The 21,833-nt window shown below is 41.2% G+C and carries 17 protein-coding genes, 2 tRNA genes and 3 rRNA genes; 16 read left to right on the forward strand and 6 right to left on the reverse strand.

The window, feature by feature from the left end; translation table 11 throughout:
• The first annotated feature begins 119 nt into the window (after window positions 1-119).
• From ftsY to rrf, 9 genes are all read left to right on the forward strand, one after another.
• The gene (gene ftsY / locus LZP46_RS06880; protein ID WP_236095100.1) at window positions 120-1,226 is read left to right on the forward strand and encodes a signal recognition particle-docking protein FtsY; all 1,107 of its coding nucleotides are present in this window, start codon (window positions 120-122) and stop codon (window positions 1,224-1,226) included.
• 206 nt (window positions 1,227-1,432) lie between these two features.
• Complete coding sequence (locus LZP46_RS06885) at window positions 1,433-2,119, forward strand: nitroreductase family protein (RefSeq protein ID WP_236095101.1); 687 nt, start codon at window positions 1,433-1,435, stop codon at window positions 2,117-2,119.
• Window positions 2,120-2,384: 265 nt separating this feature from the next.
• Window positions 2,385-2,978 (forward strand): nitroreductase family protein, encoded by a 594-nt coding sequence (locus LZP46_RS06890; protein WP_236095102.1) that lies wholly within the window; start codon window positions 2,385-2,387, stop codon window positions 2,976-2,978.
• A gap of 194 nt (window positions 2,979-3,172) precedes the next feature.
• Window positions 3,173-3,838 carry a DUF2057 domain-containing protein gene (locus LZP46_RS06895; protein WP_236095103.1) on the forward strand — a complete coding sequence of 222 codons (666 nt, stop codon included), beginning with the start codon at window positions 3,173-3,175 and terminating at the stop codon, window positions 3,836-3,838.
• A 446-nt stretch (window positions 3,839-4,284) separates the two neighbouring features.
• Window positions 4,285-5,822 (forward strand): 16S ribosomal RNA (locus tag LZP46_RS06900).
• Window positions 5,823-5,881: 59 nt separating this feature from the next.
• Window positions 5,882-5,958: transfer RNA gene (locus tag LZP46_RS06905), tRNA-Ile, on the forward strand.
• A gap of 112 nt (window positions 5,959-6,070) precedes the next feature.
• A tRNA-Ala gene (locus tag LZP46_RS06910) sits at window positions 6,071-6,146 on the forward strand.
• A 362-nt stretch (window positions 6,147-6,508) separates the two neighbouring features.
• Window positions 6,509-9,402, forward strand: a 23S ribosomal RNA gene (locus LZP46_RS06915).
• Between the two features lie 191 nt (window positions 9,403-9,593).
• Window positions 9,594-9,708, forward strand: a 5S ribosomal RNA gene (gene rrf, locus LZP46_RS06920).
• Together the 16S, 23S and 5S rRNA genes with 2 tRNA genes alongside form the textbook arrangement of a ribosomal RNA operon.
• Before the next feature lie 157 nt (window positions 9,709-9,865).
• On the opposite strand, the gene LZP46_RS06925 is transcribed toward rrf, so the two are convergent.
• Window positions 9,866-10,417, reverse strand: a complete 552-nt coding sequence (locus LZP46_RS06925; RefSeq protein WP_236095187.1) for a lytic transglycosylase domain-containing protein — start codon at window positions 10,415-10,417, stop codon at window positions 9,866-9,868.
• 324 nt (window positions 10,418-10,741) lie between these two features.
• Here LZP46_RS06925 and LZP46_RS06930 point away from each other — a divergent pair, with 324 nt between their 5' ends.
• From LZP46_RS06930 to LZP46_RS06960, 7 genes are all read left to right on the forward strand, one after another.
• Window positions 10,742-12,334: a Na/Pi cotransporter family protein gene (locus tag LZP46_RS06930; protein ID WP_236095104.1), complete on the forward strand. Its 1,593-nt coding sequence runs from the start codon at window positions 10,742-10,744 to the stop codon at window positions 12,332-12,334.
• A 117-nt stretch (window positions 12,335-12,451) separates the two neighbouring features.
• On the forward strand, window positions 12,452-12,919 hold the full coding sequence (gene ybaK, locus LZP46_RS06935) for a Cys-tRNA(Pro) deacylase (RefSeq protein WP_236095105.1): 468 nt from the start codon (window positions 12,452-12,454) through the stop codon (window positions 12,917-12,919).
• Window positions 12,920-13,158: 239 nt separating this feature from the next.
• Window positions 13,159-13,332, forward strand: a complete 174-nt coding sequence (locus LZP46_RS06940) for a hypothetical protein (RefSeq protein WP_004973856.1) — start codon at window positions 13,159-13,161, stop codon at window positions 13,330-13,332.
• Between the two features lie 248 nt (window positions 13,333-13,580).
• Entirely contained in the window at window positions 13,581-13,997 is a 417-nt protein-coding gene (locus LZP46_RS06945; protein ID WP_236095106.1) for a YeeE/YedE family protein, read from the forward strand.
• Window positions 13,998-14,414, forward strand: coding sequence for a DUF6691 family protein (locus tag LZP46_RS06950; RefSeq protein WP_236095107.1), 417 nt, complete (start codon window positions 13,998-14,000; stop codon window positions 14,412-14,414).
• Between the two features lies 1 nt (window position 14,415).
• A complete protein-coding gene (locus LZP46_RS06955) occupies window positions 14,416-15,282 on the forward strand; it encodes an MBL fold metallo-hydrolase (protein WP_236095108.1) in 867 nt (288 codons plus the stop codon).
• A gap of 163 nt (window positions 15,283-15,445) precedes the next feature.
• Window positions 15,446-16,207, forward strand: a complete 762-nt coding sequence (locus tag LZP46_RS06960) for an alpha/beta fold hydrolase (RefSeq protein WP_236095109.1) — start codon at window positions 15,446-15,448, stop codon at window positions 16,205-16,207.
• A gap of 207 nt (window positions 16,208-16,414) precedes the next feature.
• Here the strand turns inward: LZP46_RS06960 and accC are convergent, their stop codons facing one another.
• From accC to LZP46_RS06985, 5 genes are all read right to left on the reverse strand, one after another.
• On the reverse strand, window positions 16,415-17,782 hold the full coding sequence (gene accC, locus LZP46_RS06965) for an acetyl-CoA carboxylase biotin carboxylase subunit (protein ID WP_236095110.1): 1,368 nt from the start codon (window positions 17,780-17,782) through the stop codon (window positions 16,415-16,417).
• A gap of 17 nt (window positions 17,783-17,799) precedes the next feature.
• Entirely contained in the window at window positions 17,800-18,222 is a 423-nt protein-coding gene (gene accB, locus LZP46_RS06970) for an acetyl-CoA carboxylase biotin carboxyl carrier protein (protein WP_070154208.1), read from the reverse strand.
• Between the two features lie 16 nt (window positions 18,223-18,238).
• Entirely contained in the window at window positions 18,239-18,694 is a 456-nt protein-coding gene (gene aroQ / locus LZP46_RS06975; RefSeq protein ID WP_236095111.1) for a type II 3-dehydroquinate dehydratase, read from the reverse strand.
• A 963-nt stretch (window positions 18,695-19,657) separates the two neighbouring features.
• Window positions 19,658-21,064, reverse strand: coding sequence for a sensor histidine kinase (locus LZP46_RS06980; RefSeq protein ID WP_104851943.1), 1,407 nt, complete (start codon window positions 21,062-21,064; stop codon window positions 19,658-19,660).
• Window positions 21,061-21,729, reverse strand: a complete 669-nt coding sequence (locus LZP46_RS06985; protein ID WP_104851944.1) for a response regulator transcription factor — start codon at window positions 21,727-21,729, stop codon at window positions 21,061-21,063. Before LZP46_RS06985 ends, LZP46_RS06980 begins: the two co-directional genes overlap by 4 nt.
• Window positions 21,730-21,833: the final 104 nt, after the last annotated feature.

Raw genomic sequence — 21,833 nt, forward strand, 5'->3', positions numbered from 1 at the left:
AAGGCAAGGATTGCTTTAGGTATTTTTTGTATGCAGCTATGTGATTGGAATACGAGGTAAAAGCAATTGGTTTATGTTAGAATCCGATTTTTTAACGCAATGCTTTTCAAGGATTCGGCATGCAACAGCAATCTAATGGGCAAAATAAATTTTTGATTGATGCTGATATCGGAGATGATGATGTCACATTACCGAATTTGCCAGCGGTAAATGTTCCGATTGTTGAAACAACACCTCTACAACAAGCAGAAACGTCTGAACCTGCCGCAGAAACATCATCAGACACGGAAGCACCTTCGAAAAGTGGTTTCTTTAGTCGCATGAAAGAAGGGTTAACCAAAACCCGTAAAAACTTTGCCGATGGCATGGTGAATATTCTGATTGGCGGTAAAGAAATTGATGATGAATTATTAGAAGAAGTCGAAGAACAACTGTTGGTTGCAGATATTGGTGTAGATGCAACGAAAACCATTATTGCCAATTTGACCGAGCGTACAGCGCGTGGTGACTTAATTTATTCGCATTCTTTATATAAAGCTTTGCAAGAAGAATTGGTGGCTTTGCTTGCGCCACGGGTAAAACCTTTACATATTGATGCCAATAAAACCCCTTATGTGATTTTAGTCGTGGGTGTGAATGGTGTAGGTAAAACCACAACCATTGGCAAGTTGGCGAAACGCTTACAAGGCGAAGGAAAAAAAGTCATGTTGGCCGCAGGGGATACTTTCCGTGCCGCAGCGACTGAACAATTGCAAATCTGGGGTGAGCGTAACGACGTTGCCGTTGTTGCACAAGGTCACGGTGCAGACAGTGCTTCTGTTATTTTCGATGCTTTTGAAAGTGCGCGTGCCAAAGGCATTGATGTGTTAATTGCAGATACTGCAGGACGGTTGCATAACAAAAGCAACCTGATGCAAGAATTGACTAAAGTTAAGCGTGTAATGCAAAAAATTGATGCGACCGCACCGCATGAAGTAATGTTGGTGGTAGATGCAGGCACAGGTCAAAATGCGATTAATCAAGTTGAAATGTTTGATGAGGCTGTTGGCTTAACAGGTATCACCATCACCAAACTGGACGGTACTGCAAAAGGTGGCGTGTTATTTAACATTGCAAGCCGTACCCATGTGCCAATTCGCTTTATTGGTGTGGGCGAAAAAATTGATGATTTACGTCCATTCTCGGCCAAAGCATTTGTTGCGGCACTGTTTGAAACTGAGAAATAAGTTTTAAAATAAGTTTAAAGCTAAAATGTAAAAATGCTGTAAGTTTGATACAAACTCCGCAAAATGCGGAGTTTGTTGTTTTTAGCGGGTTTGAGTGTTTTATAAAGCAGCAGCTAAAAATACGAATGTGAATAAAAGCACATCCGTCTAGATAGAATAAGAAAAAATATTAGATTGATTTTGATTGATTTTTTGGGGAAGTTAAAATGACACTGTTAAATAAAATTGGTCATGTGCTTACAGCAGATATCACGAAAGACTTTAAGCTTAAGAAAAAGCCGAGCCATGATGCACATGAACTGACTTTCATCGATCAATTGAAAAAGCGCCGTAGTATTTATGCTTTAGTTAAACGCATCCATTTTAGCCAAACGTATAGGGCCGAGCTGATTCAGGAAGCTGTGCGTACCTGTCCATCGGCACATCATTCTCAAAGTACGCGCGTAGTTATTTTATTTTCTGAATCACATAAAAAATTTTGGAATTTAGTGCAGGACGTGCAACGCCAATTTGTACCCAAACAGGTTTTAGCAGGTACTAAAATGAAAATCGAACAATGTGCAGCAGCTTTTGGCACGGTATTGTTCTATGAAGATCAACAAGTGATTCGTCAATTGCAAAAGAAAATTCCATTTCATGCTGCAGAATTTCCAATTTGGTCGGAGCAAACTTCAGGCATGGCGCAATTTGTGGTGTGGACAGCACTGTCAGATTCAGGTGTGGGTGCATCTTTACAACATTATCATCCAAGCATGGACCGCGCTGTGGCAGAGCATTTTGATATTCCAGATACATGGCTATTACGCTCACAACTTGTTTTTGGATCAATTGAAGAAGAAGCAACCGAGCGGAGTCATGCACACTATCAAAATCAATTTAAAGTTTATGCCTAAATGACAGCATTTGATTAAGATTGGTCAAATCAGCTTCTTATTATGCGCCACAAAGAGCGAACCGCAGCATATTTATGTTGCAAAAGGCTGTATCTGTAGAATTAGAGGTATATAGATGCAGTCACATTCATTTGTCACTTTATAAAACTATAATCGTTCTATACATAAAACACACTGTCGTATTTTATGTAATGTTTATGCTGAATAAAAAGCTTAATATCGCTGTATCAATTAATTTATACAAAATACTGCAGAGGAATCAAAAATGTCTTTTTTGAATCAATTAGAAAAACGTCGTTCAATCTACGCACTTGGTAAAAACGTTCCTGTAGATCAGGCAACTATTGAAAGTACAATTAAACAAGCGGTTCGCTTAAGCCCATCTTCATTTAACTCGCAAACATCACGTGTTGTGACTTTATACGGTGCTTCGCATACGCAATTCTGGAATATCGTTTTAGAAACTTTACGTAAAATAGTTCCTGCAGACGCATTTGAAAACACAGAAGCAAAAATTAACAGCTTTAGTGCAGGTTTTGGGACAGCATTATTTTTCGAAGATCAGGATGTTGTAAAAGGTCTACAAGAACAATTCCCGCTATATGCAGACAACTTCCCAGTATGGTCAGAGCATTCAACAGGGATTGCGCAATTCGCAGTGTGGACAGCGTTGTCAGAGATCAATGTAGGTGCATCATTACAGCACTACAACCCAATCGTAGATGAAGAAGTTGCTCAAACTTATGACATTCCAGCAAATTGGAAACTGCGTGCTCAATTGGTGTTTGGTTCAATTGAAGCACCTGCGGGTGAAAAAAAATTTATGGATGATGCAGAACGTTTCAAAAGCTTTAACTAAGCTCTAGCAATACTTACTGCACAAACTAAAAAGTAGGGTGATGATTCATCCTACTTTTTTGTTTCTGGGGGTAGTGATGTGTCTTACAACTTACTTATTCATGTGAAAATGCCTGAACCCATTAATTGTCATAAAACTGTCATTTATACATTGCATAGTGCAATCAAACTTTAATAAATGATACAGAGTGAAATATGGCATTTAAATTAGGCGTAGCAAGTATTGCATTGATGGCTTGTAGTTCAGCATTTTCAGCAGTAACCATTGCAGTACCAGAAGAAATTAAGTTACTCGCTGTAAATGATCAAGAAATTCGTTCAGGTTTATTCAGTTCTGCACAACAAGTGAAAGTCAATGCGGGTGAAAATGTCATTAACTTGCGGTATCAACAATATTTTGAACATCATAATGGTGCGCACGATATTTTAAAATCGGGTGTTATTACGCTCAAAACTCCAATTCTTCAAGATGGTGAAAACTATCGACTTGCTTTGGTAAATCCACCTAAAGATTTCGATGCTGCAAAAGAATTTAAAGATCAACCTAGCGTTGGCTTATATAATCAAAAGAATCAATTGTTAGTACAACAAACAGGTGCCAAAGCAAGTTCAACTGGTTGGTTAGGTGGTAGTTGGCTTAATAAAACTGTAGATACCACTCAAAATAGTGCTGCGGTCAATCAGCCAGCGGCAGTGTATACCGCGGCAGCAGTATTGCCATCTGAGAAAACTACCCCAGTCACATTGCCTACAGCAAAACAAACACAGGGCAAAGAGCAACAATTGATTCAATTGTGGCAACAAGCCAGTAAAGCAGAGCGACAAAAATTCATGTCATGGCTTGCAGAACAAGCCAATTAATGTTGATTTGCAACCAGTTCAATTGAGCTGGTTGTTTTTTGTTATCGCCTTAAAAGGATTTATTTAAAAACCAATTTAGCAACGTGCGAAAAAAAGACAAATCATAAGAAAAGTGTGATAAAAGTATCAAATGCATCTAAAACTTGGGCGGATGATGCCTTTTTTGAAAAAAAACTAAAAAATATATTGCGTCTATTCAAAAACTGTATAGAATACGCAGCACACCAACGCAGTGTTGAATGAGTTGGTGCTGTTATTGACGAAATAACAGGAAATCATTAAGAGATTATGAAGAACAACTTGTGTGGATTTTTACTGATTGATTGATCGAAAATATTTTCATTGATTGATTGGTTTAAATTACTCGAAGTTTATTTGAGCGAAATTTAAGTCAGAAAATTGATGAGCCAGATTTGGAAGTTTAGATTAAAACTTCAAAATGATTTTAACTGAAGAGTTTGATCATGGCTCAGATTGAACGCTGGCGGCAGGCTTAACACATGCAAGTCGAGCGGGCGAGGTTGCTTCGGTAACTGAGCTAGCGGCGGACGGGTGAGTAAAGCTTAGGAATCTGCCTATTAGTGGGGGACAACATTCCGAAAGGGATGCTAATACCGCATACGTCCTACGGGAGAAAGCAGGGGCTCTTTATGACCTTGCGCTAATAGATGAGCCTAAGTCGGATTAGCTAGTTGGTGGGGTAAAGGCCTACCAAGGCGACGATCTGTAGCGGGTCTGAGAGGATGATCCGCCACACTGGGACTGAGACACGGCCCAGACTCCTACGGGAGGCAGCAGTGGGGAATATTGGACAATGGGGGGAACCCTGATCCAGCCATGCCGCGTGTGTGAAGAAGGCCTTTTGGTTGTAAAGCACTTTAAGCGAGGAGGAGGCTCTCTTGGTTAATACCTGGGATAAGTGGACGTTACTCGCAGAATAAGCACCGGCTAACTCTGTGCCAGCAGCCGCGGTAATACAGAGGGTGCGAGCGTTAATCGGATTTACTGGGCGTAAAGCGCGCGTAGGTGGTTAATTAAGTCAAATGTGAAATCCCCGAGCTTAACTTGGGAATTGCATTCGATACTGGTTAGCTAGAGTATGGGAGAGGATGGTAGAATTCCAGGTGTAGCGGTGAAATGCGTAGAGATCTGGAGGAATACCGATGGCGAAGGCAGCCATCTGGCCTAATACTGACACTGAGGTGCGAAAGCATGGGGAGCAAACAGGATTAGATACCCTGGTAGTCCATGCCGTAAACGATGTCTACTAGCCGTTGGGGGATTTGATCCTTTAGTGGCGCAGCTAACGCGATAAGTAGACCGCCTGGGGAGTACGGTCGCAAGACTAAAACTCAAATGAATTGACGGGGGCCCGCACAAGCGGTGGAGCATGTGGTTTAATTCGATGCAACGCGAAGAACCTTACCTGGCCTTGACATAGTAGAGACTTTCCAGAGATGGATTGGTGCCTTCGGGAATCTACATACAGGTGCTGCATGGCTGTCGTCAGCTCGTGTCGTGAGATGTTGGGTTAAGTCCCGCAACGAGCGCAACCCTTTTCCTTACTTGCCAGCATTTCGGATGGGAACTTTAAGGATACTGCCAGTGACAAACTGGAGGAAGGCGGGGACGACGTCAAGTCATCATGGCCCTTACGGCCAGGGCTACACACGTGCTACAATGGTCGGTACAAAGGGTTGCTACCTCGCGAGAGGATGCTAATCTCAAAAAGCCGATCGTAGTCCGGATCGCAGTCTGCAACTCGACTGCGTGAAGTCGGAATCGCTAGTAATCGCGGATCAGAATGCCGCGGTGAATACGTTCCCGGGCCTTGTACACACCGCCCGTCACACCATGGGAGTTTGTTGCACCAGAAGTAGGTAGTCTAACCGCAAGGAGGACGCTTACCACGGTGTGGCCGATGACTGGGGTGAAGTCGTAACAAGGTAGCCGTAGGGGAACCTGCGGCTGGATCACCTCCTTAACGAAAGATTGACGATTGGTAAGAATCCACAACAAGTTGTTCTTCATTGATGTATCTGAGGGTCTGTAGCTCAGTTGGTTAGAGCACACGCTTGATAAGCGTGGGGTCACAAGTTCAAGTCTTGTCAGACCCACCATGAGCGAGGGTCAGCGAAACATGTTTCGCCCGAGCGCAAGACGAGAGCTATGCTCGAGTTAAGCATTCGCCTTAACACAGTCTACGATACATCGAATCACAGATGATAAGCTGGGGACTTAGCTTAGTTGGTAGAGCGCCTGCTTTGCACGCAGGAGGTCAGGAGTTCGACTCTCCTAGTCTCCACCATAGATTACAGAATTTAGTAAGTATAAGCTTATTAAGTTCTGTGATTTAAATATCACAGTATTTAGTGCAGTCCGACGAGGATGCATTAATTCATTAACAGATTGGCAAAAATTGAGTCTGAAATAAATTGTTCAACTCATTTAATTCAAGATTGACAATAATGCTTCGGTGTTACGGTTTAATTACGAATTGAAATGAGAACTAGCAAATTAACTGAATCAAGCGTTTTGGTATATGAATTTAGATTGAAGCTGTACAGTGCTTAAGTGCACAAGACTTTGAACTGTAGATTAAATAGATCATTGATTTATTTAATTGTCTTAATCCTACTTGTAGGGGTTAACGACTGTTTGGGGTTGTATAGTCAAGTAATTAAGTGCATGTGGTGGATGCCTTGGCAGTCAGAGGCGAAGAAAGACGTGATAGCCTGCGAAAAGCTCCGGGGAGGCGGCAAATATCCTTTGATCCGGAGATTTCTGAATGGGGAAACCCACCTACCTTAAGGTAGGTATCGTATGATGAATACATAGTCATACGAAGCGAACGCGGGGAAGTGAAACATCTCAGTACCCGTAGGAAAAGAAATCAATTGAGATTCCCTCAGTAGCGGCGAGCGAAAGGGGAAAAGCCCATTAAGTTATGTGTGTTTTAGTGGAATGCTCTGGGAAGTGCAACCATAGTGGGTGATAGTCCTGTACACGAAAAGGCACACATAATGATGACGAGTAGGGCGAGGCACGTGAAACCTTGTCTGAATATGGGGGGACCATCCTCCAAGGCTAAATACTCCTGACTGACCGATAGTGAACCAGTACCGTGAGGGAAAGGCGAAAAGAACCCCTGTGAGGGGAGTGAAATAGATCCTGAAACCGCATGCATACAAGCAGTGGGAGCCAACTTGTTTGGTGACTGCGTACCTTTTGTATAATGGGTCAGCGACTTATATTCAGTAGCGAGGTTAACCGAATAGGGGAGCCGTAGAGAAATCGAGTCTTAATAGGGCGTCTAGTTGCTGGGTATAGACCCGAAACCGGGTGATCTATCCATGAGCAGGTTGAAGGTTGGGTAACACTAACTGGAGGACCGAACCCACTGTCGTTGAAAAGCCAGGGGATGACTTGTGGATAGGGGTGAAAGGCTAATCAAACTCGGTGATAGCTGGTTCTCCCCGAAAGCTATTTAGGTAGCGCCTCGGACGAATACCATTGGGGGTAGAGCACTGTTTCGGCTAGGGGGTCATCCCGACTTACCAAACCGATGCAAACTCCGAATACCAATGAGTACTATCCGGGAGACAGACTGCGGGTGCTAACGTCCGTAGTCAAGAGGAAAACAATCCAGACCGCCAGCTAAGGCCCCAAAATCATAGTTAAGTGGGAAACGATGTGGGAAGGCATAGACAGCTAGGAGGTTGGCTTAGAAGCAGCCACCCTTTAAAGAAAGCGTAATAGCTCACTAGTCGAGTCGGCCTGCGCGGAAGATGTAACGGGGCTAAAACTATGTGCCGAAGCTGCGGATGCATAATTTATTATGCGTGGTAGGGGAGCGTTCTGTAAGCCGAAGAAGGTGGATTGAGAAGTCTGCTGGAGGTATCAGAAGTGCGAATGCTGACGTGAGTAACGACAAAACGGGTGAAAAACCCGTTCGCTGAAAGACCAAGGGTTCCAGTCCAACGTTAATCGGGGCTGGGTGAGTCGACCCCTAAGGCGAGGCCGAGAGGCGTAGTCGATGGGAAATTGGTTAATATTCCAATACTTCAGTGTAATGCGATGAGAGGACGGAGAAGGTTAAGTCAGCCTGGCGTTGGTTGTCCAGGTGAAAGGAAGTAGGCATGCATCTTAGGCAAATCCGGGGTGCTCTATGCTGAGATCTGATAGCAAGCTGTACTTGTACAGTGAAGTGGCTGATACCCTGCTTCCAGGAAAAGTCTCTAAGCTTCAGTTACACTGGAATCGTACCCGAAACCGACACAGGTGGTCAGGTCGAGTAGACCAAAGCGCTTGAGAGAACTCTGCTGAAGGAACTAGGCAAAATGGTACCGTAACTTCGGGAGAAGGTACGCTGTTGATGGTGATAGGACTCGCTCCTTGAGCTGTCGACAGCCTCAGAAACCAGGCCGCTGCAACTGTTTATTAAAAACATAGCACTCTGCAAACACGAAAGTGGACGTATAGGGTGTGATGCCTGCCCGGTGCTGGAAGGTTAATTGATGGGGTTAGCGTAAGCGAAGCTCTTGATCGAAGCCCCAGTAAACGGCGGCCGTAACTATAACGGTCCTAAGGTAGCGAAATTCCTTGTCGGGTAAGTTCCGACCTGCACGAATGGCATAATGATGGCGGCGCTGTCTCCAGCAGAGGCTCAGTGAAATCGAATTCGCCGTGAAGATGCGGTGTACCCGCGGCTAGACGGAAAGACCCCGTGAACCTTTACTGCAGCTTGACATTGAACTTTGACCTTACTTGTGTAGGATAGGTGGGAGGCTTTGAAACTTGGACGCTAGTCCGAGTGGAGCCGTCCTTGAAATACCACCCTGGTAATGTTGAGGTTCTAACTCTGTCCCGTTATCCGGGACGAGGACCATGTCTGGTGGGTAGTTTGACTGGGGCGGTCTCCTCCTAAAGAGTAACGGAGGAGTACGAAGGTGCGCTCAGCGTGGTCGGAAATCACGCGTAGAGTATAAAGGCAAAAGCGCGCTTAACTGCGAGACCCACAAGTCGAGCAGGTACGAAAGTAGGTCTTAGTGATCCGGTGGTTCTGTATGGAAGGGCCATCGCTCAACGGATAAAAGGTACTCTGGGGATAACAGGCTGATACCGCCCAAGAGTTCATATCGACGGCGGTGTTTGGCACCTCGATGTCGGCTCATCTCATCCTGGGGCTGAAGCAGGTCCCAAGGGTATGGCTGTTCGCCATTTAAAGAGGTACGCGAGCTGGGTTTAGAACGTCGTGAGACAGTTCGGTCCCTATCTACCGTGGGCGCTGGAAATTTGAGAGGATCTGCTCCTAGTACGAGAGGACCAGAGTGGACGAACCTCTGGTGTACCGGTTGTGACGCCAGTCGCATCGCCGGGTAGCTATGTTCGGAAGGGATAACCGCTGAAAGCATCTAAGCGGGAAGCCTACCTCAAGATAAGATTTCCCCGAGGCTTTATGCCTCCTAAAGAGCCGTTGAAGACTACGACGTTGATAGGTTGGATGTGGAAGCATAGCGATATGTGAAGCTGACCAATACTAATTGCTCGTGAGGCTTGACTATACAACACCCAAACAGTTGGCGTTGTATGCTCAATCGATTCAAATCCAATCAGTCAATTCAGACTGATCTTGATTTAGTTAACGCTAAACAATAAAATTCAGACCCAATACAGCCCAATCTGTTACAGATTCGGAAAACGCAGTGCATCACAGTCGTGAGTAAGACCAATGCAAGTCTCCGTAAACAGTTGTGCTGGCGACCATAGCAAGAGTGAACCACCTGATCCCTTCCCGAACTCAGAAGTGAAACCTCTTCGCGCTGATGGTAGTGTGGGGTTACCCATGTGAGAGTAAGTCATCGCCAGCTCATTATTCAAAACACCCTCAACTAGCGTTGAGGGTGTTTTTTATATGGGAAAGAAAATATTAAGAAGAAAAGTAGAAAAAGAAAGGAAAATAAAACCATCTGTGGATGGTTTTAACTCAACGGGTATTGGCTACTTTATTAAGCTAGTAAGTCAACATTAAAGTGCATCTTTTAATTTTTTTTGGTGCTGTTTGACTTGTTTCGCATAGCGTTTACCTTGTTTTTTCATTTTTCTATTATTATTGTAGCCTGTAGGTCCCACATTGTAATAGGCTAAAGCTTTAGGCCATTTACCAGACTGATTTTTATAATGATTTAAAATATATGTACCACAGTTGATATTGGTATGTTCGTGGAATAAATCGCCAGGACAAGTCTGCTGCCAATAACGTGGAATAATTTGTGTAAACCCAACTGCGCCTGAAGGTGAAACAGCATAGCCATGATAGTTAGATTCTTGTCTAATAACTGCAGCAACAAGCAGAGGGTCAACATTATGTTGTTCGGCACTTTGTACAATGATTGGTGCTACACGATTTGCTGTATCAGGATGCACAGCGTAGGCCTTTTGAATCCCTGTAGAAAGTTTAGCTGAGCGTTTTGCAAGAGAACCACCTCCTAGTGGAGAGCAAGCTGCTAGCGTTAAAACAGTAAAACCAATACTGAATATTTTAATAGATGGATATTTTCTAAAGGCATTAAAAATCATATTAAAACTATATCTGTCATTTTGGCGTATGTGAGTATATATACTGATTTTGAGGTGAGCGATTGACCTAGTCAAGCCATTCACAGATTTGAATTGTATCGTGTCAGCATAATACAGAGGTTTCGTTTTGTTTTATCGAATGATTGGATAAACCAATGGTGTCGGATCTATCCTTAGGTTTAATAATGTGTCAAATTGATGACAAGTTTTTTATTTTATATAAACTTTTGGAAAAGAAGAAATAAACTGCAATTCTAAGATAAAAGTACGTACAATATCTGCTTTTTAGCACTTTGAAAATTGCTTATTGCACAGGGAGTAAGTGTGTTAGAAGTCTTTGTACAATTATGTGGTGGTATTGGCCTATTTTTGATTGGTATGACCATGATGACGGACAGCTTAAAAGATATGGCAGGGGAAACCTTGCGTATTTGGTTGTCTAAGTTCACAGGTTCACCCATTAAAGCTGTGCTTTCAGGCATCGGTTTAACTTTAATTGTACAGTCTTCTATGGCAACAACTTTAGCCACGATTGGTTTTGTTAGTGCGGGGATTCTTACTTTTGCTCAGGCAATTGGTGTCATTATTGGCGCGAATATTGGCACAACCAGTACGGGTTGGATGGTGGCATTTTTAGGTGTTAAATTTTCCATCACCAGTTTTGCATTACCTTTGCTGGGTTTGGGTGCAATGCTCAAATTATTTAGTCAGGGGCGAGTTGCATTATTTGGGATGACACTGGCAGGTTTTAGCCTGATTTTTCTTGGTATTGATATGTTGCAAGTTGCCATGTCAGGTTTTGCAGAACGTGTCGATTTATCAGTATTTTCAAGTCGATCTCTGATTGCGCAACTCAGTTTGGTTTTGGTCGGTATTATCATGACTATTCTGTTGCAATCTTCAAGTGCTGCAATTACCGCGACCTTAGCAGCATTGGCAAGTGGTGCGATTGATTTGCAACAAGCCTTAGGTTTAGTGATTGGACAGAATGTTGGTACGGTAGCAACAGCAATTATTGCTGCGATTGGTTCAACTGCGAATGCCAAACGTACTGCAGCGGTTCATGTGTTTTTTAATATCATTTCAGCCATTTTTGCTTTTATTATTTTAAAACCGCTATTTCTTGAGCTAACACAGAATCAACGTCTTATGGTAACCTGGGACAATGTGGTGATTGTTGCTGCATTCCATACAGCATTCAGTATTTCTGGTACTTTGATTATTTTGCCTTTTATCCGTCAGTTCGAAAAACTGATTATGAAAATTATCCCAGATCAAACTCAATCGGTTTTATGTTATCTCGATCAAGCGAGTTTATCTGTGCCCGCCTTGGCTATTCATGCTGCATCAAAGGTGATTTACCATAGTTTGTATGACGTTTTGGTGATGCTAAAACTGGCTATCCAAGAGGGAAGATTACCTTCAAAAGTACGTTTATTACAGCTAGATGAAGTACTCATTCAAGTCCAACGCTATTTGGAAGAAATGTCGATTTCAGAAAATGAAGCCGATCAACAGCGTTTAATGGCGATGCTTCGTTTGATGGTTTATTTACGTGTTTTACGAAGTGATTTGGAAAATATTACGTTGGCTAAAGAAATACGCACCCAACCCGCAATTTACCAAGTTGGTTTAGATTTTGTGCAAATTCTCGATGAACATTTAAAAGAAGTGGATGATTTTGATGTGTATAAACACGTACTAAGTCTACATACTGAACTGTCTAATTTGAAAAAATGGACAGAAGATCAACGTGCCGAAAACCGTGAAAAAGTGTTGCAGTATACTGCTGTGAATCAACTCAATGCTGCGACAGGTTTAGAATTGTTAGCAGCGCAGCGTTGGTTGGATCGCGTGATTGCGCATGCACAGCGCTTAGCCAACGTGTTGGTCGAGAATTCACGTAAACCAAGTTAATTATTTTAGGCTATTTTTTCGATAGTTACTTTTATATTTAAAAATGGCCTAAGCAAATTCACTTTTAATCTTAATCAAGTGTATAATTTGAGCATCGTTTTTTTCAGTATTTTTTCAATGACACCAGCAGCTAAACTTTTAAAAGCCAAGAAAATTCAATTTTCTATACATGAATATGAACATGATCATAATGCTAAAAGTTTTGGTTTGGAAGCTGCGGAAAAGTTAGGCTTAGATGTCAAAGAAGTATTTAAAACATTATTGGTCCGTGATGATAAACATTATTTTGTCGCGATATTACCTGTCCATCACCAATTAAATCTAAAAAAAGTTGCGGCTGCTTTTCTGTGTAAAAAAGTACACATGGCTGATCCTAAAGATGCTGAACGTTTGACAGGTTATTTGGTTGGGGGCATAAGTCCAATCGGGCAGAAGAAACAACTGAAAACGGTGATTGATGCATCCGCTCAACAGCTTACAACTATGTATGTGAGTGGAGGGAAGCGTGGATTGGATATTGGTTTAGCGCCAAGCGATTTGGCAAAAGTTTTAAATGCCAGTTTTGTCGATATCGTAGATGCATGATATGTTGAACTTTATATTGTTTTGAGTCCAAAGCACACAGATGCTTGTTCTTGTATGAATGTAGCAACTATTCCTATTCGTTTCATCTCAGTGATTCTTGTTCCAAGCGACCATTTAATAACAAAAAAAGTTATCTTTAAGCAATAAATAGGGTAATTAAAAACTCGTATTGATGATTTTTTAACAAACTAAATTTTATGTTATATTAGTGAAAGTTAAGAAATTCTGAGAGGTGCAGTATGGGTAAGCGTCTTAAAGACTACACAATCGAAGATCGAAAAGCTCGTCCAATGTGTCCAGCTAAACCTATTGACTTTGGTGATGATGAGACTACCAATCGCATTATGTTAGATGCTGCTAAACGTGTAATTCGTCGGCATAAAAAAGAACTTATTGCGCTTGCTCACAAATGAGTCTAATGCCCTCAACTTTTGTCGTTGCTGTCTATTTTGATATATCTTTATTACGTTATGAGGCAGTCATTTAGAATGACTAAATTTTCTGCCTTATGACTTAATATCAGCCAAAAACTTGCGAAATCTCTCTCACATCGCAAACATAGACGAATAGTCAGATGAAGTTTACAAAACTTACAAGAGAATAGTTGAATAATAATTACAATAATATATTATAAAAACATATATTGTTTTGGGTGTTCAAAATGCATGATTATCTGCTGGCATTAATCGGTGGTGGATTGCTTGGTCTTGCAGTCGTGGGCTATTTATATGTTCATGGTCGTATTGCAGGCATTAGTGGTTTACTGGCTCAAGTATTAAATCCGCAAACGCTGTTCAAAACGCCTGCATTGTGGTTTGTGTTAGGTATTTTCATTGTGCCTTTTTTCTACGGCATTGTGGCTCTACCTAAAGTTGAATTGAATGCAAGCCCATTGATGATGATTGTGGCGGGATTGTTGGTTGGTTTCGGTACTCGTTTGGGTTCGGGTTGTACCAGTGGACATGGTATTTGTGGCATGAGTCGTTTATCTAAGCGCTCCATTGCAGCAACAGCTACCTTTATGTTAGCTGGCTTTATTACCGTTTATGTTATCCGCCATATCACAGGAGCATTCTAAATGAAAAATTTCTTAGCCTTTATTTTTGGTGGTATTTTTTCAGTTGGATTGATTCTTTCTGGTATGTCGAATCCTGAAAAAGTTTTAAACTTCCTCGATCTTTTCGGTACATGGGATGCAAGTCTGGCATTTGTTATGATGGGTGCAATTGCGGTTGCCTTTATTCCATTCCAAAGAATTATGCGCCAAGCTGAACCAAAAACCATTTTAAATGAACCAATTGATTTGCCTAAACAAACTCAAATTGACTCTAAACTGATCACAGGTAGTTTTATTTTTGGTATCGGTTGGGGCGTTGCAGGAATTTGTCCAGCGCCAAGTCTAACCTTGATTGGTTTAGGTTATTATCAAGCAATCTATTTCATTGTTGCAATGTTGGTGGGGATTCTCATTCATCGTAAGGTTGCAGGAGCATAAGATGCACGCAGATATTCAGCATTTTTTTGATGAAAATACTAATACATTCAGTTATGTGGTAAGTGATCCTGTAACGCGTCAATGTGCCATTATTGACAGCGTGTTGGATTATGACCCTGCATCTGCGACTACTTCAACAATTCATGCCGATGAAATCATTGCTTACATCCAAAAAAATGAATTAACGGTTGAATGGATTTTAGAAACGCATGTGCATGCCGATCACCTGACAGCTTCTCAATATTTAAAAGAGCAGTTGGGTGGTAAAATTGCCATGAGCCATAAAATCTCGATTGTGCAAGAAACATTTAGTGCCATCTATAACTTGGATATTAAATATTTCAATTCACATCAATCGTTTGATTATCTGTTTGACGATCATGAAGCTTTTACAATTGGTGAATTACAAGCCTATAACATCCCTACACCAGGACATACGCCTGCTTGTTTAAGCTATGTGATCGGTGATGCTGTATTTGTAGGTGATACTTTGTTTATGCCTGATTATGGTACGGCACGTTGTGATTTCCCGAAAGGCAGTGCAGGGCAATTGTTTGATTCTGTGCAAACACTATATGCATTGCCTGAAGAAACGCGTGTGTTTTTATGCCATGACTATTTACCAGAATCACGTGAACAATATGAACATGAAACACTGCTCAAAACTCAAAAAGAGCAGAATATTCACATTCATACAGGGGTAAGCAAAGCTGAATTCATTGAGATGCGAACCCAGCGTGATGCCACTTTAACGATGCCTAAATTGATTTTGCCATCTATTCAAATCAATATGGATGCAGGTAAGTTTCCACAACCTGAGGCCAACGGCATTCGTTATTTGAAGTTGCCTTTGAATTACTTTAAATAAAATTTTAAGAAAAGCTCATCTTGTATGTTATTGCTTAGGTTTATACAAATAGCCTAAGCAATATTATAGGTTTCACTATAAAAAGCACATATAAAATTTGATTTATAAACTCAAAACTCATTAAATAGATCAATCATTTGTATTCAAGTTTAGAGTTTATTTTATGTTGTTAAATTATCAAATCACGCAAAATCAGCCTGAATCTACGTTGCCACCTTTGGTTTTTATTCATGGTTTATTTGGTAGTTTGAGTAATTTAGGCATGCTCGCACGTGCATTTCAAGAACAGCGTACCGTAATTCAATTAGATGTACGCAATCATGGTAAGTCTGCACACCGTGATGACATGAATTATGCAGTAATGGCACACGATGTTTTAGAAACGCTGAATAGTTTGAATATTGAACATTTTTCTGTAGTTGGGCATTCAATGGGGGGCAAGGTTGCAATGACTTTAGCACCTCTAGCAGCAGAGCGTTTACAACAATTGGTTTTATTGGACATTTGTCCTTTTGCTTATCCTGAAAATCGTCACGATCAAATTTTTACCGCTTTGTTTGCTGTGCAAGATGCACAAGTTGAAGGCCGCCAAGCGGCGATGGAAATTATGCGTGAGCATCTTCATGAAGAAATGGTCGTGCAATTTTTAATGAAGTCATTTAGCAAAGGGCAATGGCTATTTAACTTAAATGCGTTACATGAACATTATGCAGAAATTTTGTCATGGCAGACTGTGCATAGTGATGTCGATACTTTATTTATTCGTGGTGGTAATTCGCCTTATATTGAGAAGCCTGAGCATTATGCTGCCATTCAAGCACAGTTCCCGCATGCGAAAGTTGAAACTGTCGCGCATGCAGGGCATTGGTTACATGCTGAAAAAACCGCAGAAGTATTGGCATTAATGACGGAGTTTCTAGATTAATCTTGTCGCGCAGTTTGTAGTACTCAATGATCTAAAATGATCCCGATTTTTTGAATCAATTTTTAAGCCAATACTACATTTGGAGTATTGATTTTTATTCGTACTGATCTGCATAGATTAATGGTTTAGCTTTTATCTTTAGCAATAAAAAAGAGCTGATGTTGAATCATCAGCTCTTCATTTTAAACATGAGCAAACTTAAATTGCTTATGCTTTTTCTTCTTCATTGCCAGCAAGTTGCTTCAGCAAATGCTTTTCAAGATAGTGAATATCCATCACTTGTTTGCAGAAGTTTTTATCTTGCAGAATCAAGTCTTTGTGCAAAGGAATATTGGTTTTAATTCCTGTTAAGATGGTTTCATCCAAGGCTTGACGCATGCGCGCAATACTGGTTTCACGATCTTTACCATGCACAATCAGTTTAGCAATCATTGAGTCGTAATACGGCGGAATGCTATAACCTTGGTAGATGTGTGAATCTACACGAACACCTGCACCACCTGGGGCATAGAAGTGTTCAATTTTACCCGGTGAAGGTAAGAAAGTGATTGGGTCTTCTGCGTTAATACGACATTCGATTGCGTGACCACGAATTTCAACCTGATCTTGCTCAATGTCTAAACCTAGACCTGCAGCAATACGCAATTGTTGTTCAATGATATCAATACCTGTCACCATTTCAGTTACAGGGTGCTCAACTTGAACACGTGTATTCATTTCAATAAAGAAGTATTCATCATCTTCAAATAAGAATTCGAAAGTACCTGCACCACGGTATTGCATTAACTTACATGCATTAACACACGCTTCTAAAATATCGGCACGCGCTTGCTCTGGTAAGTTAGGCGCTGGCGCTTCTTCAAGTACTTTTTGGTGACGGCGTTGTAAAGAACAGTCGCGGTCATATAGGTGAATTGCGTGACCGTTACCATCAGCCAATACTTGCACTTCTACGTGGCGTGGCTTTTGTAAGAAACGTTCCATATAGACCGTGTCATCACCAAACCACATTTCTGCATCACGTTGAGCCGCCTGAACCGATTCAAGCAAGGTGTCTACGCGTTCTACAATACGCATACCACGACCACCACCACCCGCCGCAGCTTTTACGATGAGCGGGAAACCAATTTCTTTGGCTTCAGCTAAAGCATTGTGTGGTGTAACGGCATGTGCTGAACCTGGTACAGTCGGTACGCCAGCTTTACGCATTGCAGTAATTGCAGAAACTTTGTTACCCATTAAGCGAATATGCTCAGGGCGTGGACCAATGAAAATGAAACCCGAACTTTCTACAATTTCAGCAAATTCGGCATTTTCAGCAAGGAAACCATAACCAGGGTGAATGGCATCTGCACCTGTAATTTCTGCTGCAGTAATAATTGCAGGAATATTTAGGTAACTTTCGCTGCTCGCACCCGGACCAATACATACGGCTTCATCACAAAAGCGTAAGTGCATCAGGTCTTTATCGGCATCTGAGTAGATACCCACGGTTTTGATCCCTAAAGTTTTGCAAGCTCGGGTGATGCGCAGGGCAATCTCACCACGGTTTGCAATTAAAACTTTTTGCAACATTGTGAATCCCCGAGGTCTTAAGCGCGGTAACGGAAGAGTGGTTGACCAAATTGAATCACTTCGCCATTTTTAACTAGAATTTCTTCAATCACCCCACTTTGAGTTGCTTCAATTGGGTTCATGATTTTCATTGCTTCGATAATACCAAGCGTTTCACCAGCAGAAACAGTTTGACCCACTTTAATGAATGGTGCTTCACCTGGGCTTGGTGCTGCATAGAACACGCCAACCATTGGAGAAGTTTCAACTGCACCACGTGGTGAAGATTTAGGTGCAGATGGTACTTCTGCAGAAGGTGTAGGCATTGCAGGAACTGCTGCCGCCACTACTGGATTTCGACGAGTTAATGCAATCGACTGATCGCCTTCTTTAACTTCAATCGCTTGTAAGTCAGATTCAATCATCAAATCGATGAGTTTCTTGATTTTACGAATATCCATGGACAGTATCCCTAGTTTAAGATTGTGTAGTAGATTGAATTTTTTCAAGAACAAAGTCGAGTGCTACGGCATAGCCTTTTGCACCTAAACCGCAAATTACACCAACGGCTTTGTCTGATAAATATGAATGATGTCTAAACGCCTCACGTGCATGCACATTCGACAAATGGACTTCAATAAATGGAATAGCGACCCCTAACAAAGCGTCACGTACAGCAACAGAGGTATGTGTCAATGCAGCAGGGTTAATAATGATATATTGTGTGCCATCTAACGCAGCTTGATGAATTCGGTCTACAATTGCGCCTTCCCAATTACTTTGAAAAGTATCCATAGAAATTGATGCTTTTTGTGCTTGTGAAATGAGCTGTTGATTTATATCCTCAAGAGTGAGGTAACCATAAACTTCGGGTTCACGCTTTCCTAGCAAATTTAGATTCGGTCCATGAATAACCAAAATGGTCGAACTCATTCCGCTTGCTCCAATAAATAATTGCAATAATACTTTGCAAGATGTCTGCAAAGTTTGCTAATTATGGCATAAAATTCCACATTTTTTTTGTAATTTGTTTAATTTGACGTAGAAAGCGTGTGCCAAAATGAGGCTCTATAATGAAAACTTTGCAGGGAATTCGCAATGTTAAAAAATTACATTTTTAGTTTTTTTTGCCGATATTTATATTCTAAAACAACTGACCAAATCTATTCATTTGTTTTCTGTAACGACAGAGCAAGCGACTAACTTAAGGACGTTTGATTCGGAATGCCTAAGCCAGAAAACAATCAACATCAATTTCATATTTCTTTATAGCATGATATTTCATTGCCGTTTATAAAAAATGCTTTCTCCATTTTTTTCAGTTCATGCAAAGTAGATGACCACATAAACCGCAGTAGATCAGTTGATATGTTTTATAATCATTGTTCAAGCGGAAGTGGATTCGATAGAAAGCTTATAGCAACAACAAGATATTTTAAAAATCTGACTTTATTTAAATAAAACATAAGTTTAAGTTGAATATTTTGATTGATGTATTTATCTATATTTTAGGCTGTCATGGGTACTTGCGCTGTGTATTAGATTTTGAGTGTGGCGCAGTTGGTTTTATATACGCTTCAATTAAGTTGTAAGTTGATCACAAGACCTAGCATTAGCACGATCTGCATGGATATCTACCTCATTTAAAAATATGAAGTGGAATTGAACAAAAAAGGTGATGAAAGTTTCAGCTATTTTTTCTAGCCAATGTTCTTCTGCTCAATAGCCCGCAGCATTTACATCATGGATAAAATTTTAGAACGCATTGACCTTTTATTTCAAAAAACCTCTTAAAAATATCGTTATTGTAAAGTTGAACCCTATGTTCGGTATTGGCAAAAGTTATGTGATCTTGTTTTGAATCTCGCCTGAATTGCGAATAACGCTCGCAAAAGCTTAGTCAGTCTGTTGTTTCTCTGTTGCAGAAGGTGCTGCATCAAAACTGACAATCACTTTTAAACCTTGCGGTTGGTTAGCCTGAAATTGAAGTAGGTAGCCATATTGCTCTAATAATACTTTGACTAGAGTTAGACCTAAGCCATAGCCTTGTTTATGCGCAGATTTACGCCAAAAACGCTGAGTCAGAATGGTAAAATCATCTTCATTCAGGCTTTTGCCTTGGTCTGCAATGATCAATTGCAGGTCTTGCATATAAATTTGAATGTTTGGCGCATCCTCTGCATGCAAATAAGCATTTTGAATCAAGTTTTTCAGTACCATGTGCAACGCAGGCGCTGGAATATTAATGTGTTGTGCTACCAAACTCGCCCAATCAATCTGTAATTTCGCTGATAGATTGGGATATTCCACAGTCAGTTCCGACAAGACTGTTTCTAATACGCTACGCATATCTGCATGGCTATGTGCCGCTTGAATACCTGCTTCAGTTTGACTGAGCAATAACAGTTGTTCCAAAAGTTGTTGATAACGTTGGATGCTGCGTTCTGCGTGTTTTAAATTGTCGATGACTTTGGCTGTATCTTGGGCAGATGCGGTTTGATTCAACATCAATTGGCTCAGTTGCACATGCGTTTTAATAGCCGTTAACGGCGTGCGCAGTTCATGCGCAGCAAAAGCACTAAAGTTTTTTTCGTGTTCCAGACTTTTGTGTAGGCGTTCAATCAGCATCAATAAGTTATCGACAAAAGGCTGAATTTCTTTAGGAATTTTTTGTGATCTCAGTTCAATTAAATAACGAGAAGCTTCATCTAAAGATTGTTTTTTCTGAATTAAGTGGCGGGTGATGTGATCGAGCGGTAAAAACTCCAGACGGATAATCCACAAAATTAGCAAAATACAAATAATCAAAGTAAGCAGTAAAGGAATCAGTACCGACTGTAAAATTTGTTTAAGTAGGTTTTGCCGTAACTGAATTTTTTCAGCCACCACCACCTGAACTTCACCTTCACGCAGTACATAACTACGCCATTGCAGTCCATTTTCTGTCCATGTGCTGAAACCGACTTGTTGGTTTTTTAAATTTTTCGGTGCGCCTTGAGTGCGTGCAATCACATGCTGTGGTAATGAAACATCGGCACGGAAAATAGAGACTTCACAAGCAATTAAACTATGTAGCAAGGCATTTTCTGATTCGGCATGCAAACTTTCTGTGAGTTGTTCTAGGGGCAGTTGCTGAATCAGGCGGGCGACCATACGGGCTGAGGTAGAAAGTCGTTCATCCAGCGTATTTTGTAAGCGTTGTTCCAAGTCATGGTAGAGCCATGCAAAGACAATCACCCACAGCAAAATAAATGCACAACTGATGGTCGATACCAAACGCCATTTCAGACTGTAGTTTTTCATGTCAGCAGCTCAGGTTTAAAGATGTAGCCGACACCACGCACCGTTTGAATAAAATCGGGGTGGATTTTATGCCGTAAATGGTAGATATGCACATTTAAGGCATTGCTTTCGATACTGTCTTGAAAGCCATACACTTTATCTATCAGTTCTTCATTTTTTAAGATTTGGTTCGGATGCCGTAAAAAGGTTTCCAATAGGCTATATTCACGGCGTGAAAGCTGAATGTTTTGTGAATGCCAACTGACTTCTTGTGTATCGAGGTTCATGTGTAACTGACCACTTTGCAGTTGGTTCGATGAATAACCACGATGACGGCGGCTTAATGCATATACACGGGCAATCAGTTCATTTAATTCAAAAGGTTTAGTTAGGTAGTCATCTGCTCCTAAGTTGAGCGCCTGTACGCAGTCTTGAGTATGATTCCGCGCGGTTAATACCAATACTGGAATATGAATGGCATCTTTACGCCAGTTTTCGAGTAACTGTAAACCATCTTGGTCAGGCAGACCTAAATCGAGCAGGCACAGATCTACCGCACTATGACGTATGAAGTAATCGGCATCGCGCGCGTTATTCACGTGTTCGACTGAAATACTTAAAAATTCGAGTGCTGCCACAATACTTTGGGCAATATAAGGATCATCTTCCACCAAAACGACGAACATATTTGCTCCTATACCACAGTCAGCCCAATATATGACACATCTCGATCACGCCACAAATTTAGATTAGGCACCTACAATGCTCAAGTTTACAAAGAAAAATCTTT

This window comes from Acinetobacter sp. SCLZS86 (assembly GCF_021560715.1).
GTDB classification, from domain to species: Bacteria; Pseudomonadota; Gammaproteobacteria; order Pseudomonadales; family Moraxellaceae; genus Acinetobacter; species Acinetobacter towneri_A.